The 15883-nt window shown below is 49.7% G+C and carries 10 protein-coding genes and 1 pseudogene; 10 read left to right on the top strand and 1 reads right to left on the bottom strand.

Translation table 11 applies throughout. The annotated features are described in order from the left end of the window. Window positions 1-40 precede the first annotated feature (40 nt). The 6 genes and pseudogenes from J3L11_RS06560 to J3L11_RS06530 all read left to right on the top strand — a co-directional run bounded on the left by J3L11_RS06560 (window position 41) and on the right by J3L11_RS06530 (window position 8015). A complete protein-coding gene (locus tag J3L11_RS06560; protein ID WP_207570534.1) occupies window positions 41-3091 on the top strand; it encodes an amidohydrolase family protein in 3051 nt (1016 codons plus the stop codon). Then, window positions 3088-4365 carry an amidohydrolase gene (locus J3L11_RS06555; RefSeq protein WP_347566502.1) on the top strand — a complete coding sequence of 426 codons (1278 nt, stop codon included), beginning with the start codon at window positions 3088-3090 and terminating at the stop codon, window positions 4363-4365. Before J3L11_RS06560 ends, J3L11_RS06555 begins: the two co-directional genes overlap by 4 nt. A 64-nt stretch (window positions 4366-4429) precedes the next feature. Beyond that, window positions 4430-4807 carry an Rcs stress response system protein RcsF gene (gene rcsF, locus J3L11_RS06550; RefSeq protein ID WP_207570533.1) on the top strand — a complete coding sequence of 126 codons (378 nt, stop codon included), beginning with the start codon at window positions 4430-4432 and terminating at the stop codon, window positions 4805-4807. Between the two features lie 10 nt (window positions 4808-4817). Then, window positions 4818-5564 carry a tRNA (N6-threonylcarbamoyladenosine(37)-N6)-methyltransferase TrmO gene (gene tsaA / locus J3L11_RS06545; protein ID WP_207570532.1) on the top strand — a complete coding sequence of 249 codons (747 nt, stop codon included), beginning with the start codon at window positions 4818-4820 and terminating at the stop codon, window positions 5562-5564. Continuing rightward, window positions 5551-6206 (top strand): annotated as a pseudogene (locus tag J3L11_RS06540) (acyltransferase). The gene tsaA and the pseudogene J3L11_RS06540 overlap by 14 nt, the downstream one beginning before the upstream one ends. A gap of 96 nt (window positions 6207-6302) precedes the next feature. Continuing rightward, on the top strand, window positions 6303-8015 hold the full coding sequence (locus J3L11_RS06530) for a proline--tRNA ligase (RefSeq protein WP_207570530.1): 1713 nt from the start codon (window positions 6303-6305) through the stop codon (window positions 8013-8015). Window positions 8016-8120: 105 nt separating this feature from the next. Here the strand turns inward: J3L11_RS06530 and grpE are convergent, their stop codons facing one another. Beyond that, complete coding sequence (gene grpE, locus J3L11_RS06525; protein ID WP_133040607.1) at window positions 8121-8738, bottom strand: nucleotide exchange factor GrpE; 618 nt, start codon at window positions 8736-8738, stop codon at window positions 8121-8123. 101 nt (window positions 8739-8839) lie between these two features. On the opposite strand from grpE, the gene nadK reads away from it, so the two are divergent. The 4 genes from nadK (at window position 8840) to J3L11_RS06505 (ending at window position 15876) form a co-directional block, all read left to right on the top strand. After that, window positions 8840-9721, top strand: coding sequence for an NAD(+) kinase (gene nadK, locus J3L11_RS06520; protein WP_133040606.1), 882 nt, complete (start codon window positions 8840-8842; stop codon window positions 9719-9721). Between the two features lie 582 nt (window positions 9722-10303). Next, window positions 10304-11944, top strand: coding sequence for an L-lactate permease (locus J3L11_RS06515; RefSeq protein WP_133039235.1), 1641 nt, complete (start codon window positions 10304-10306; stop codon window positions 11942-11944). Between the two features lie 82 nt (window positions 11945-12026). Continuing rightward, on the top strand, window positions 12027-14831 hold the full coding sequence (locus J3L11_RS06510; RefSeq protein WP_133039236.1) for an FAD-binding and (Fe-S)-binding domain-containing protein: 2805 nt from the start codon (window positions 12027-12029) through the stop codon (window positions 14829-14831). Between the two features lie 301 nt (window positions 14832-15132). After that, entirely contained in the window at window positions 15133-15876 is a 744-nt protein-coding gene (locus J3L11_RS06505; protein WP_133039237.1) for a (Fe-S)-binding protein, read from the top strand. Window positions 15877-15883 lie beyond the last annotated feature (7 nt).

Raw genomic sequence — 15883 nt, 5'->3', positions numbered from 1 at the left:
TTAGTTCAGCCCTTCAAGTCTAGAAAAGGTTTGAACCTTCATGAATTATAAGACTTTCACCGCAGGTCTCTGCACCCTAGCCTGCCTGACAACTCAGGCCGGAGAAAGCCAGTTAACAGATAACACCCCCACCCTTACCGCACTGACTCATGCGACATTGATACTCGCACCGGGAAGTGAATTATCTAACGCAACACTACTGTTAGAGAATAACCGCATTAAAGCGATTCTTCCGGAAAATGATATTCCTCAGAATGCCTTTGAAATAAATCTTTCTGGCTTGCGGATTTATCCGGGTTTTATCGATCCTTATGCTGAATATGGCATTGAACTGCCACAAAATTCTGCTAAAGCCCAACCTCCGGTATATAACATTAAACGCATCGGGGGTAACGCCGCCAATGGTGCTATTCACGCAGAAAAAGAGTGGTTTTCCAAGGTTTATCCAGATCCCAAGGCGGCAGAGAAATGGATGAATAACGGATTCACCAGCGTTCAAAGTGCTCACCTTGATGGAATATTCCAAGGTACTGCAGTGACATTATCTCTGGCGGATAAAAAAGCAAACGAGATAATTTATAACGCTCGTGGCAAACAGTTTATGGCGTTCAATAAGGGAAGTTCTCCCCAAGATTACCCCACATCATTGATGGGGAGTATCGCGCTTATCCGTCAAACCTTCAGCGATGCACGCTGGTATAATGACAGCCTCGCCAAAGTAAAAGATTATCCCGATGATGTTAAAGCTCCAGATTTTAATATTGCATTAGAACGCTTACGCAGTATTAAAGAACAGGGTGTGATATTTAATAGCGGCAATCTTAATAGTGAATTACGTGCGGCCAAGCTATTGAAACAGCAAGGGCTAAAGGTGCAATTGTTGGGTAGCGGTGAAGAGTACGCCCGTATCAGTGAACTTGCCGCCTATCATCCGCAGTTAATACTGCCACTAAATTTTCCAGCAGCCCCTGATGTCAGCAACGAAACGGCCGCCGCTAATGTGACGCTGTCTGAACTACGTCATTGGGAACGCGCACCAGCTAATCCTGTGGCGGTAGCCGCGGCGAATATTCCGTTTGCGATGACACAACACGGCATTGAAGCTAAAGCGTTCTGGCCACGTTTAAAAATGGCGGTAGCCGCCGGATTAACTGAGAAACAAGCCCTCACCGCCCTAACCACTCAGGCTGCTGAACTTGCCGGTATTGCGAATGTTGCCGGAAAGCTAGCACCCGGATATATGGCGGACTTGGTCATTACCCAAGGCAATCCCTTTGTGGACGGCAAAATCGTCAGTGTCTGGTTACAAGGAAAAGAACACGCTTTACGCCCGAAAAGCTACCGCTGGCACGGGGATTACAAACTGCGTTTTGCGCAGATGGAGCTGGATCTGTCGCTGACAATGCCAGATAGCACGGCGGATAAATCCCGTGGCAGTTTCATTAGCGGTGATAAAGAACTCGCGATCACCGCAATTGATGCCGATGAGCAGCGGCTGAATTTCACGTCAGATCTCAGTAGCGCCGGCTTGCCGGGCATCAGTCGCTTTACGCTGTGGCGCGATAACGAAGGTATTCGAGGCCGTTTGTTATTAGCCGATGGCAAAGTAGAACTAGTGAACGGCCAAATAGTTGCCATGCCAACACCGGCCACTGCGCATGAGACACCGAAAGATGTCAACTACATAGGCCATCAAGTGACGCCGATACAGGCATTTGGCATAGACTCTCTGCCTGTCACGGAAAAGCTGCACATCCAGAATGCCACCGTTTGGACCTCTGCTGCCGCAGGGATTTTACAACACACCGATGTCTTGATTGCCAACGGCAAAATTGAACGCATCGGCCAACAGTTGGCAACCCCGTCGCATTATCAAGTGATTGATGCCAATGGTAAGTATCTAACAGCCGGTATCATTGACGAGCACTCGCATATTGCCATCAACGGCGGCGTTAATGAAGGCTCTGAAGCCGTCACCGCCGAAGTGCGCATCGGCGATGTTATCGATCCCAATGCCATTGCGATATATCGGTCCTTAGCGGGAGGAGTCACTACTGCTAATCTGCTGCATGGCAGTGCTAATCCTATCGGTGGGCAAGCGCAAGTGATCCAATTACGTTGGGGCGAAACGGCTGAAGGTCTGAAATTTAAGGACGCAAATAAAGGGATCAAGTTTGCATTAGGAGAAAACGTCAAACAAAGCAACTGGGGTGAAAATTATAACAAACGGTTCCCGCAGAGCCGCATGGGGGTACAAACCCTGTTTACGGATACCTTTAACGCGGCGCTTGATTACGATGCCAGACGCCAGGAATATGCCGAACTGCGTTCTCGCGATAAGCGTAAAACACTGGAGCCTCGACCAGACTACCGCATGGAGACAGTTGCTGAAGTGGTAAAGGGTGAGCGCGATGTGCACATTCACTCCTACGTCCAGTCTGAAATTCTGATGTTTATGCGTCTGGCAGAAGCCTATGACTTCAAAGTAAAAACTTTCACCCATGTACTGGAAGGCTACAAAGTTGCGCCAGAACTTGCGGCGCATGGAGCCGGAGCATCCACCTTTGCGGATTGGTGGGCCTATAAATTTGAAGTCTATGACGCCATTCCACAAAATGCCTGCTTGCTACAACAGCATGGAGTGCTCACATCCATTAACTCAGACGACAATGAGATGCAACGACGGCTGAATCAAGAGGCTGCCAAATCGATTAAGTATTGCAACATGTCAGTAGAAGACGCCTGGAAGATGGTCACCATCAACCCAGCCAAGCAACTGGGTGTGGATGATGTCACCGGTTCAATAGAAGTCGGCAAACAGGCGGATTTAGTGCTGTGGGATCATAATCCACTGTCTGCCTACGCCAAGACTGAGGCGGTGTGGATTAACGGTAAACGCTACTTTGACCGGCAACAGGATGCCCAGAAAACGCAAGCCATTGCAGAAGAACGCGAAGCGCTGATCCAGAAAGTGTTGCACAGCAGTGAAGAGCGCAAGCTAGGTGAACAATCAGCGCTAGAACAGGAACCGATGTGGCACTGTGATACAGAATACAACGCTTGGAACAGTCAGAAGGAGCACGCCCTGTGAACATTATTCAACGTACGCTGTTCCTGACGCTCTTAGGCACTTGTTGCAGTATGGCGTTTGCCTATGACATGGTACCGGCAGCGAAGCCACAAGCTGCCACCTTGCTGAAAAACGCCACGGTACACACAGTGCTGAATGGCACCTTGCCACACACAGACTTATTACTGGAAAACGGAAAAATCAAAGCCATTGGCAGTCACTTAACAGACGCTAGCGCCACCGTAGTAGATCTGACTGGTAAGCATGTCTATCCGGGGCTGATAGCCCTTGATACCACGTTAGGACTCACCGAAATCTCTATGGTTCGTTCCACCAACGATACCAGTGATGTCGGTGATGATAATCCGCAATTACTGGCCGCGGCAGCCTACAATCCCGATTCAGAACTGCTGCCAACTGTCAGGGCCAACGGTATCACCCATGTCCAAAGTACTCCACGTGGTGACGGCTTGGCAGGGCAATCAGTATTGGTCAACCTAGACGCCTGGACCATTGAAGACGCCACACACGCCGCGACTGCGCAATATCACTTGTACTGGCCTGAATTACCTAGGGTTTATGCCGATAGCGAGCGGACTAAGAAAGCAGCCGATGCCTATCAACAAGCCGTCAAACGCATTAAACAACACTTTAATGCGGCGTACCGCTATCAGCTAGGCATTACCGGTAAACAACATCAAAAAGAGGATATTCGCTGGCAGGCACTTGCGCCGCTGTTCAAGGGGAATGGCAAACTGTTTGTCCATGCCGATCAGCAGCAGGCTATTGAAGCTGCAGCAGCTCTGGCCCGCCAATACCAGTTACCACTGGTTATTGTAGGCGGCTACGATGCCTGGCGTCTGGCCGATGTGCTGAACGAACTCCATGCTGCCGTTATCTACACCCATTGTCTGGATCTGCCACAACAAGCCGATGACCCAATAGGGCAAGCCTTTAAAATTCCGGGACTGCTGAAAAAGGTAGGCATCCCGTTTGCCATTGGCTTTAGCGATGACTGGGATAGCCGCAATTTACCGTTAGCAGCAGCACAAACGGTCGCATGGGGATTAACCCAAGAAGAGGCTTTAAAAGCGATTACTTATGATGCAGCTCAAATAGTCGGTGCCACAGAGCTTGGTGCCATCGTGGAAGGCTATGATGCCAGTTTAGTGGTAAGTGATGGCGACATTCTCGACCCGATGACCAGTAAAATTGAAGCGTTATATATCGATGGACGGCAAGTTGATCTGAATAATCGTCATCGTCAGCTTTATCAAAAGTACCTCAAGCGATAGAATCAGCCTAATCGTCCTGCACCATTGCAGGACGTAATCCGCCCTCTACCCATAAGGTACGACCATGAAACAACTGGTTATTTTTCCACTGGCAGCATTGTTATGCGCCTGTGGCAGCGATTATACCTTCAATTCCAATCTCGATCGTAAGGCGTTCAAGGAATACTTCAAACCTTCCGAAGTGCAACTGTTTGATCATACCCAACCAACGGTGGCTTACGATACTTTAGGGCTGGTAGAAGGCAGTGTTTGTCAGATGGAAGAAAATGGTGTGCCTGCCAGTTTAGCGGATGCACGCACCGATGCGCGCCGTAAAGCCGCTGATATTAAAGCTAACGGACTGATTATCAAAAGCTGCACCGAACTGAAAGAGCCTGGGAAAGGGTGTTACAGCAGCGCCATTTGTGTTGGCCAGGCTATCCGTCTACACCAAAAGAACTGATCTTTCCTTTATGCAGTTTGAAAACAAAATCGCAGCCGTTGCCGTGTGCCGAACACCTTATAAGCAAAAGTTTGGCATTCCCAGACAACCTGGGCTGGTGGACTTTGTCCGGGGTTATGTGGAGCTGGTGCCGCCCTATAACCATATCGATGCCGTAAGAGGACTCGAACAATATTCCCATCTGTGGCTGCTGTTTTGTTTCCACGAAAATCTGGCGCAAGGCTGGAAAACCACGGTGCGGCCGCCACGACTTGGCGGCAATGAGAAACTCGGCGTATTCGCCACTCGCTCCACGTTCCGCCCGAACGGGATTGGTCAATCGGTAGTGAAATTACACGCAGTGCATCAGCAAAAAGGCAAAGTGATATTGGAAATTTCCGGCATGGACCTGTTGGATGGCACGCCAGTTATTGACATCAAACCCTATATTCCATTTTCCGATGCGATTCCTAACGCTTTAGGCGGCATGGCCCAGCAAGCTCCAGAACAAGTGAATGTCAGTTTTACCGCAGACGCAGATGCCCAAATCGCTAGCATCAGCGCGCAGTATCCTGGCCTTAAACAGTTAATTATTGCGGTGTTAGCACAAGATCCACGGCCCGCCTACAAAAAGGCGAAAGACGACCCGAAACGCTATCAGGTGGCATTATACGATCTGGATATCTTCTGGTATGCCACCGCCGTGGGGATTGAAGTGGTGGCACTACAACCGGCCCCCGCCAAGCGACAGGAACAAAACTGCGATGCTACCGTCTAGCGCTGAAGCCATGCAGGCACAGCATAAAAAGCGATTGTCATGGATGCCCTGGCTTTGGTATCGGCTAAAACCCAAACACCTGCTGTGGGCTGCACCGTGGCAACAACAAGTTCAGCAACAACTCACGGCTCTGGAAACTATCACCATTGGCGACAACTGTTTCATTGCCCCCGAGGCAGCACTGTTTGCTGAACCCGGTCGCCCCGTAACCATTGGCAAGCAGTGCATGATCGCCGCTAACTGTTTTATTCATGGACCTGTCGCTTTAGGTGACGAAGTCAGTATCAATCACAGCTGCTCACTGGATGGCGGCAGCAAAGGCATTGTGATCGGCAACCAGACCCGTATTGCCAACAATGTCACTCTCTATGCCTTTAATCACGGCATGGCGCCAGATATGCCAATATACCGCCAAAGCAGCCAATCCCGCGGCATCGTTATTGGTCAGACGTCTGGGTGGGCGCGCAAGTAGGGATTGTCGATGGCGTGACCATTGGTGATGGTGCGGTTATCGGTATGGGTGCTATCGTCACCAAAGATGTACCTGCTTGGGCCATTGTTGCTGGCAACCCGGCGGTTATCATAGGCGATCGGCGGCAAAAGCCCCTGACGGGCAGTAATATCGATTCACCACTGGACTGAAAGCATAAAATTGTGGATTTACCCGCTGCGGTAGCGTGACATCATCAAAGCAGGTGATAAAATGTCGGCCATTCAATTTCATGGGGTCCTGGGTAAATGCGAATCAGCCAATACCTACTATCAACTCAAAAGGAAACTCCTGCCAACGCAGAAGTGGTTAGTCATCAACTTATGCTGCGCGCCGGGATGATCCGCCGTAACGCTTCTGGCCTATACAGCTGGTTACCATCAGGTTTGCGCGTACTGCGCAAAGTCGAAGCCATCGTGCGCGAAGAGATGGAAAAAGCCGGAGCCATCGAAATCCTGATGCCAATGGTGCAGCCGGGCGACCTGTGGGTCGAAAGTGGTCGTTGGGATAAGTTTGGTCCAGAACTGCTGCGTTTTGTTGACCGTAATAACCGTGATTTTGTCCTCGGCCCGACACACGAAGAAGTGATCACTGACCTGATCCGCAAAGAGATCAGTTCATATAAGCAGTTGCCACTGACCCTGTTCCAGATCCAGACCAAATTCCGTGACGAAGTGCGACCACGTTTTGGGGTGATGCGTGCCCGTGAATTCCTGATGAAAGATGCCTACTCTTTCCATCTGGATCAGCAGACCATGGATAATACCTACCACGCCATGTACACCGCCTACTGCAACATCATGTCACGCATGGGCTTAGAGTTTCGTCCGGTGCTGGCCGATACCGGTTCTATCGGTGGCAGCATGTCCCATGAGTTCCATGTGCTGGCGCAGAGCGGTGAAGACCTGATTGCCTACTCAACCGGCAGCGATTACGCCGCCAATATTGAGAAGGCCGAAGCACCGTTGCCTACCACCACTCGCGCAGCCGCCACAGCAGCAATGCAATTGGTGGATACCCCCAGTGCCAAAACGATTGAAGAGCTGGTTAATCAGTTTGGCCTAGCCATCGAAAAAACCGCTAAAACATTGATCGTCCGTGGTGACAGTGAAGAAACCCCATTGATCGCGGTGATGGTGCGTGGCGATCACGAGCTGAACGAAGTGAAGGCCAGCAAATTGCCGGGTGTTTTGGCGCCACTGGAATTTGCCACTGAAGCGGAAATCCGAGCGGCTATTGGCGCCGGTCCAGGTTCTTTAGGCCCGGTTGGCCTGAAAATGCCACTGTATATTGATCACGCGGTTGCCGTGATGAGTGATTTTGGCGCAGGAGCCAACCTTGATGGTAAGCACTATTTTAACATCAACTGGGAACGGGATGTCGCCCTGCCACAGGCATTTGATATTCGTAACGTGGTTGAAGGTGAAGCCACCCCAGATGGTAAAGGCACTTATGCTTTTGCCCGTGGTATTGAAGTAGGCCATATCTTCCAGCTAGGCACCCGCTATTCACAAGCGATGAACGCTACCGTGCTTGATGAAAATGGCAAATCACAAATCATGCTGATGGGCTGTTATGGTGTCGGCGTTAGTCGTATCGTAGCGGCTGCGATTGAACAGAATCATGACGATCGCGGCATTATTTGGCCGGATGCGATTGCGCCGTTCAAAGTCGGCATTCTGCCGATGAACATGCACAAGTCTCATCGAGTCACAGACATCGCCGAACAGCTTTATAAAGATCTGCAGGCTGCAGGGATTGAAGTGCTGTTTGATGATCGTAAAGAGCGTCCAGGGGTGATGTTTGCCGATATGGAACTGCTGGGTATCCCACACACTATCGTGATTGGTGACCGCAATATTGACGCCGGGGTATTTGAATACAAAAATCGCCGTACCGGAGAAAAGCAAGAAATCTCGATGGCGGAGATTGTCGATTTCATCAAAAACACGACAATGTAAGCCAAATACCGTTCCCCGCTTTGCCGGGGAACCCTAAGCGCGAATACGGGTTTTACTCATAAAAAAACGCAGCTTTGGCTGCGTTTTTTTATTCGACGACAAGCATCAAGCTTGGGTATCAACCCCACCGCCTTGAGACACCATCACCATGGCTGGACGCAACAGCCGATCATTCAACAGATAACCTTTCTGCATCACCAGCATCACGCTATTAGCAGGATGCTCTGCGCTGGGCTGCATGCCAATGGCCTGATGCTGTTCTGGGTTAAACGGTTGGCCTAACGGGTCCACCTGCTTCACCCCAAATTTTTCCACAGCGGCCAACAGCGTTTTCTGGGTCAATTCCACCCCTTCAAACATGGCTTTGGTGGTCTCATCGGCTTTATCCGCCCCCACCAAGGCACGTTCCATATTGTCGATCACTGGCAGCAGCTCGTTAACGAATTTTTCCAGAGCAAACTTATGGGCTTTTTCTACATCCTGTGCCGCACGGCGACGGACATTGTCGGCTTCGGCAGCAGCGCGTATCACTGAGTCTTGCTGCTCCAGAACTTTTGCCTGGGCTTCAGCTAATGCTTTTTCCAGTTCTTCAATACGGAAGTTGGCCTGGGTCAGTTCATCCACCACACTGGCATCTGCCGCCTGTGCGTCTGCGGCATGACTTGGCGCAGCGACTGTTTCATCCATCTGCACTGGTTCTGCTTTATGTGATTCGTTGCTCATTTTCACTCCGGCTAAAAATGCTTTAAATGCTTTGTTTCTGCATACTCTGCGCATATTATGGGGATCAATTTCGCTGTTTCAACCCTGGGCTCCCAAAAAGTATGCTCTCCGAATTCCACACTATCGGTCTGATAGGCAAACCACATCATCAAGGCACGACCCAGACACTCAAACGTTTGTTGCACTGGCTGCAAGCTCGCCATCATCAAGTATTGGTTGAAGAACGTGTCGCGTCCGAACTTGGTCAAGGGGTAGAAGCCGTCGATTTACTGGAAATTGGCGAACGCTGTGATCTGGCAATTGTGGTCGGTGGCGATGGCAATATGCTGGGCGCGGCACGGGTGCTGGCCAAATATGATATCGGTGTTATCGGTGTCAACCGTGGGCATTTGGGGTTTCTGACTGACTTGCCGCCAGATGCCTTTGAGGAATCACTCGCCAAAGTTTTAAAAGGCGAATATGAAACTGAACACCGTTTTTTGTTAGAAGCGGAAGTTCACCGTCATGGGGAACTGAAAGCGTCTAACACCGCCGTAAACGAGGCGGTACTGCACCCAGGTAAAATCGCGCATATGATTGAATACGAGGTGTATATCGACGATCAATTCATGTACAGCCAACGCGCTGACGGTATGATTGTCTCCACCCCCACCGGGTCAACCGCTTATGCGTTGTCTGCTGGCGGCGCTATCCTTACCCCCAATTTAGAAGCGCTAATCCTTGTACCCATGTTCCCACATACACTGTCCTGTCGTCCCATTGTTGTCGATGCCTCTAGTACCATTAAACTATTGGTATCACCCGATAATGGCGAAACACTGGAAGTAGGCTGTGATGGTCATGTGACGCTGGCAGTCATGCCCGGCGATGAAATTATCATTCGGCGCAATACGAGTGAGCAACTGAAACTGATCCATCCGAAGGGGTATAACTATTTCCATGTGTTACGACATAAACTTGGTTGGGGCAGTAAGCTATTTTAATTGCTGTTTTCCGATAGAAAATCTGACAGTTACTAACACTTTTGATACTTTATTTCATAAAGTGACTTTTTTTAAAGTTTCATACGCCAATCATCGACATCTCGCTCCGTCTTTTTAACCTGTTGTTAACCATCTGTTTTTAAAGCCACATTTACATTTGCCTATGTTTTATACTTATTTAGCGTCACCTAATGTGACAACCATCACATTAGTTTTTACTTAACAAAACCGAGCTTTTAATCAATGGTGAAAAAATCAGATCAATAACTTTCAAAAACAGATGAAATAATGCTTATAAATGAAAATGCCACATAAATAATCAAAACATCATTCCTTTACAGCATTATCTATTAAAAATACTTGTGATATTAATCACAAATAATACAATTGCTTTCCTGCGTAAGTTCTCATAGCCGCAAAATGCCTTTCTTCAGCTGCTTCTAGATGATCCAGATCATGTTGATGCTGCAAGAATTAGCAAAGATTATCCACACATAACTAAATAACCGGCTGTCATCCATTTGGGGGAGCAGACCGGAATAATGACAACAACTACAAGCAACATGAAAACAAGAGGCAAACATGACCTTTCTGCAACTTCTAGCTAGTCTTAGCCCAGTAATCAGCGTCATGCTGTTCCTGGTGTTGTTACGTATGCCAGCGTCCAAAGCGATGCCCATCTCTATGGTAATCACTGGTTTGGCGGCGGCGTTTATCTGGCACATGGATACCAATCTGCTGGCAGCTTCAGTAGTGGAAGGCCTGTTGGCCGCCATCACTCCGCTGACCATCATCTTTGGTGCGGTATTCCTGTTGAACACATTGAAATATTCGGGGGCAATGGACACTATCCGCGCAGGTTTTACTAACATCAGTGCCGACGCGCGGGTACAGGTCATTATTATCTGCTGGCTTTTCGGTTCTTTTATCGAAGGTTCAGCAGGTTTTGGTACACCAGCGGCAATTGCGGCACCACTGTTAGTGCTGTTGGGTATTCCGCCGGTAGCCGCTGCAGTGGTAGCGCTGATCGCTGACTCAGTTTGCGTATCATTCGGCGCTATCGGTCTGCCGGTACTGTTCGGTATGGAACAGGGCCTGCTGCAGGGGGGCACCAGTATGGCGGCAGCTCAGATTGCTGAACATGGTGGAACCTATGCTGGCTATGGTCGCTTCATCGCCATGCACATGATCTCTATGGACCTGATTGTCGGTTCACTCATCCCGCTGGTAATGGTAGCGATTCTGACCGGATTCTTTGGTCGCAAAAAGTCCTTTAAAGAAGGTCTGGCCATCTGGAAATTTGCCTTGTTTGCTGGGTTAGCCTTTACCGTACCGGCATGGCTGATTAACTACTTTGCGGGTCCAGAATTCCCATCAGTGATTGGGGCGCTTGTCGGTATGGCACTGGTGATCCCAGTGGCTCGTAAAGGCTGGCTGCTGCCGAAACAACCCTGGCATGATTTTGCGGAAAATGAAGAAGGTGCAGCCGTTGCTCATGCTGAAGCCCACTTCAGTCAATTTGCGGCTTGGACACCCTATCTGATTATGGCTGCCTTGCTGGTATTGTCCCGTACTGTGGCACCGCTGAAAGCTTGGTTGGCTGGCTTTAACATCAGCATTACCGGCATTATGGGCACCAGCTTGAAGGCCAGTTTTGCCACCTTGTATGCGCCTGGCGCATTCTTCGTTGCCGTATGTATTTTGGGGTTCTTCCTGTTCCGTATGAACGGTAATGCCATCAAAAACTCTGTCACCGTTTCCTGCAAATCGATGATCCCAACCATCATTTCCCTCGGTGCATCAGTACCTATGGTGAAAATCTTCCTGAACTCGGGAGCCAACGAAGCTGGCTTATCCTCCATGCCAGTCGCCCTGGCCAACCTGTTGGGTTCTAGCCTCGGTTCCATCTGGGAATGGGTGGCACCAATTGTGGGTATTTTCGGGGCATTCCTCTCAGGTAGTGCCACCTTCTCTAACATGATGTTCTCAGGTCTGCAGTACAGTGTTGCCGAAAATATCAACGGTAATCACACTCTCATCCTTGCGTTGCAGGGTATGGGCGCAAATGCTGGTAATATGATGTGTGTGATGAACGTGGTTGCTGCGGCAACAGTGGTAGGTATGGCAGGCCGTGAATCAGAAATTATTCGTAAAACCATGCCGGTAGCACTGGGTTATGCCCTACTAGCTGGCACAATCGCCTTTGTATGGGGCGGTTTTTAAACACAACATATAACAGACCGGAAGCAGGGGCCGACGTAGCCCCTGCCAACTCATGTGGGTTAATGTTCAAAAGAGATGTCTTATGTCAATCAATTATCAAGCTGTAACTGAAAGTCTGCGCCAGCTACTCGGGGAACGCGCCGTCAGTAATGACCCAGTACGACGCTTTGCCTGGTCGACTGATGCCAGTTATTTCCGCATTGTGCCGGAAGTGGTTGTTCACGCTGAATCGCTCGATGATGTGAAAAAGACCCTAGAAGTTGCCCGCCAGTATCAAGCACCGGTGACCTTCCGGGCTGCTGGGACGAGTCTTTCCGGTCAAGCGATCGGCGAAGGTATTTTGCTAATGCTGGGATTTGATGGTTTCCGTACCATTAATATCAGTGCCGACGCCAATAAGGTGACGCTGGGCGCTGCCGTCATTGGTGCCGATGCTAATGCGGCATTGAAACCCCTGAATAAAAAGATTGGCCCGGACCCAGCAACGCTGACATCAGCCATGGTGGGCGGTATCGTTTCTAACAATGCTTCTGGTATGTGTTGTGGTACTGCACAAAACAGTTACCAGACAATCTCCTCTGTTAAACTGGTTTTGGCAGATGGTACTGAGTTGGACACCGGCTCTGACGCATCAAAAGCAGCGTTCCGCAAATCGCACGGCGAATTGTTGGAATCGCTGAAGAATTTGGGCGAAATGGCGCGTGCCAATGAGGCGTTGGCAGCGCGCATTCGCAAAAAATATGCAATTAAAAACACCACAGGTTACAGCCTGAATTCACTGGTAGATTTTGAAGACCCGTTTGACATTATCAACCATGTATTAGTCGGCGCCGAAGGGACACTGGCCTTTGTTAACGAAGTGACCTACCACACCGTTGATGAAGCCAAATTTAAAGCCTCTGCACTAGCCGTATTCTTCAATATGGAAGATGCCGCTCGCGCCATTCCGCCCATCCAGGGCGAAAGTGTGGCCGCAGGCGAGCTGCTGGACTGGGCCTCAATCAAAGCGGTGACCGGTAAGCCTGGGATGCCAGACTGGCTCAGCCAGTTGCCGGAAGGTTCTGCAATTCTGCTGATTGAGTCTCGTGCCAACGACAAAGAAACACTGGAAAAATACACACAGGACGTGATCCAAAAACTGTCACACATTGAGACTGAACGCCCTATCACCTTCAGTACCGATCCTGCGGTATATGGTAAATATTGGGCAATGCGCTCAGGCCTGTTCCCGATTATCGGTGGTGCGCGTCCAAAAGGCACCTCGGTTATCATTGAAGACATTGCGGTAGAAGTAGAGCATCTGGCGAGCTGTGCCCATGATCTGACCGCGCTGTTCCACCAGTTTGGTTATCATGAAGGGGTTATCTACGGCCATGCACTAGCGGGTAACTTCCACTTCATCATTACACCGACCTTCCATTCTGAAGCCGATATCACCCGTTTCCATGACTTCATGGACGCTGTCGCTGATATGGTGATCAACAAGTACGATGGTTCAATGAAGGCCGAACACGGTACAGGCCGTGCGGTAGCGCCGTTTGTGGAACTGGAGTGGGGTCATGAAGCTTACACACTGATGAAGAGCATCAAGCAGATCTTCGATCCACAAGGACTGCTGAACCCTGGCGTAATCCTCAATGATGACAAACAAGTTCACGTAAAGAACATCAAGCCATGCCCGGTGGTTGATGATTTCGTAGACCGCTGCATTGAATGTGGTTTCTGTGAAAAAACCTGTCCGACTTCAGCACTGAATCTGACCCCTAGACAACGTATTGCCACCCTGCGTGAAATTGCCCGCTTAGAACAAAGCGGTGACAAAGAAGCTGCGGAAAAAATGCGGGTTGCGGCCAAGTATGATGTGGTTGATACCTGCGCCGCATGCCAACTTTGTACTATCGCCTGTCCGGTCGACAACAGCATGGGACAGTTGGTGCGTAAACTGCGTACCCCTTATATCACCAGCACCCAGCAGAAGGTCTTGGATTTCCAAGCAAAGAACTGGGGCGCCGTGAATACTGTGCTAAGCAGTGGCTTCAACATTCTCAACATCATCCATAAAGTGACTGGTGACAGCATCACTGGCGGTATGATGAAAGCTGGCCGAGCGCTTTCAGCTGAAGTGCCATATTGGAATCCAGATTTCCCGAAAGGCGGTAATCTGCCACAGCCATCCACGCCAAAACCAGGCCAGCCCACCGTTGTTTACTTTGCTGCTTGTGGCGGTCGTACCTTTGGCCCGACACCAGTAGACCCAGATGACCGTACCTTGCCAGATGTAGTGGTTACGCTGCTGGAACGCGCCGGTTACAACATCATCACGCCACCAAAGACCCGCAGCCTATGTTGTGGTCAGATGTGGGAATCCAAAGGCGACTTCAAAAACGCTAACGGTAAACGTGACGAGCTGATTGAAGTACTGCGGAAGATCTCCAACAATGGTGAAATACCAATTGTGATTGATGCGCTGTCGTGCACCTACCGTACATTGACAGGCAACCCAGACTTCAAGATCCTCGATCTGGTGGACTTCCTCCACGATGAAGTGATGCCTAAGCTGAAGCTGACCAAGAAACCTAAGGTGGCACTGCACCTGGGATGTTCAGCCCGCAAGATGCATATCGAACCGAAAATGGAAGCGATCACTGCGGCCTGTGCCGACAGCATTGTAAAACCCGCAGGTATTGACTGCTGTGGCTATGCTGGCGAAAAAGGTCTGTACAAGCCAGAAATCAATGCTACCGCCCTGCGTAACATTAAGAAATTGTTGCCAGCGGAGGTCAATGAGGGCTACTACGCCAACCGCATGTGTGAAGTGGGTTTGAGCCACCACAGTGGTGTGTCGTACCGCCATCTGGCGTACCTGCTGGAAGAATGCAGCCGCTGATAAGCAGAAAATAAGGGGAGTATTTACTCCCCTTTTTTCATTTATGCGATGTAATAAAATTTCGTTGGATAGATACCAATAATAAATCAAAAATAAACAATAATAATCAAATAGTTATATTTTATCATTTTTGAGAAAATACATTTTGTCATTTACTGAATAGACACTGTTGCTCTGCTAGCCGAAGGTATATATTCGCTAGCGCATACGGTAATCGGCAATCAACATAAGCTGAAGCAGTGAGCCAAACTGCCACCGGTCCGAATGTGAGCAACCTTGATAAAAGCACTAAGGAAACGCCATGAAGATAGCTTTATTTATTCCTTGTCTGGTCAATCAGCTGCTGCCACAGGTAGCGATTGCCACAACGGAGTTACTAGAAAAACTGGGCCATGACGTGATACTGCCGGAAGGACAGACCTGCTGTGGTCAACCCATGACCAACTCAGGCTGTTTTAACGAAGCCCGCAGTACCGTGATGAAACTGCTTAACGCCTTTAAGGGCGTTGAATGTGACGCCATCGTCTGCCCGGCAGCCTCTTGTTTGGTGGCTGCAAAAGAAAATTTCCACGAATATGACAATAGCCCTGAAGCCAAGGCGGTCATCGACAAACTCTACGAACTGACCGAATTCCTGCATGATGTGTCACCAGTAGACAGCTTCCCACGAGCGTTCCCACATAAAGTCAGCCTGCAGTTATCCTGCCACGGGCTGCGTATGTTGGAATTAGCCAATGCCAGTGAATCCATGAAGCCTGGGTTCAACAAAATGGCAGCATTGCTGGAAAAAGTCCCTGGGGTTGAGATCCTCTATCCGGAACCGCGTGATGAATGCTGTGGTTTTGGTGGTACGTTTGCCATGGATGAAGGCGCAGTATCGGCGAAAATGGGCAATGACAAAGCGCAGGCCCATGCCAAAACTGGGGCAGAATATATCGTCGGCTTTGACCCTTCCTGCCTGATGCATCTGGATGGGCTGATCCGCCGCCACAAACTGCCGATTGAAATCCGCCATCTGGCGCAGATCCTCAACGACGCTATCTAGGGAGCCA

This window comes from Shewanella sp. 4t3-1-2LB (assembly GCF_017368415.1).
Taxonomy (GTDB): domain Bacteria; phylum Pseudomonadota; class Gammaproteobacteria; order Enterobacterales; family Shewanellaceae; genus Shewanella; species Shewanella fodinae.
Note: the sequence above shows the minus strand (reverse complement) of the source record. Positions and strands in the feature narration are given on the sequence as shown.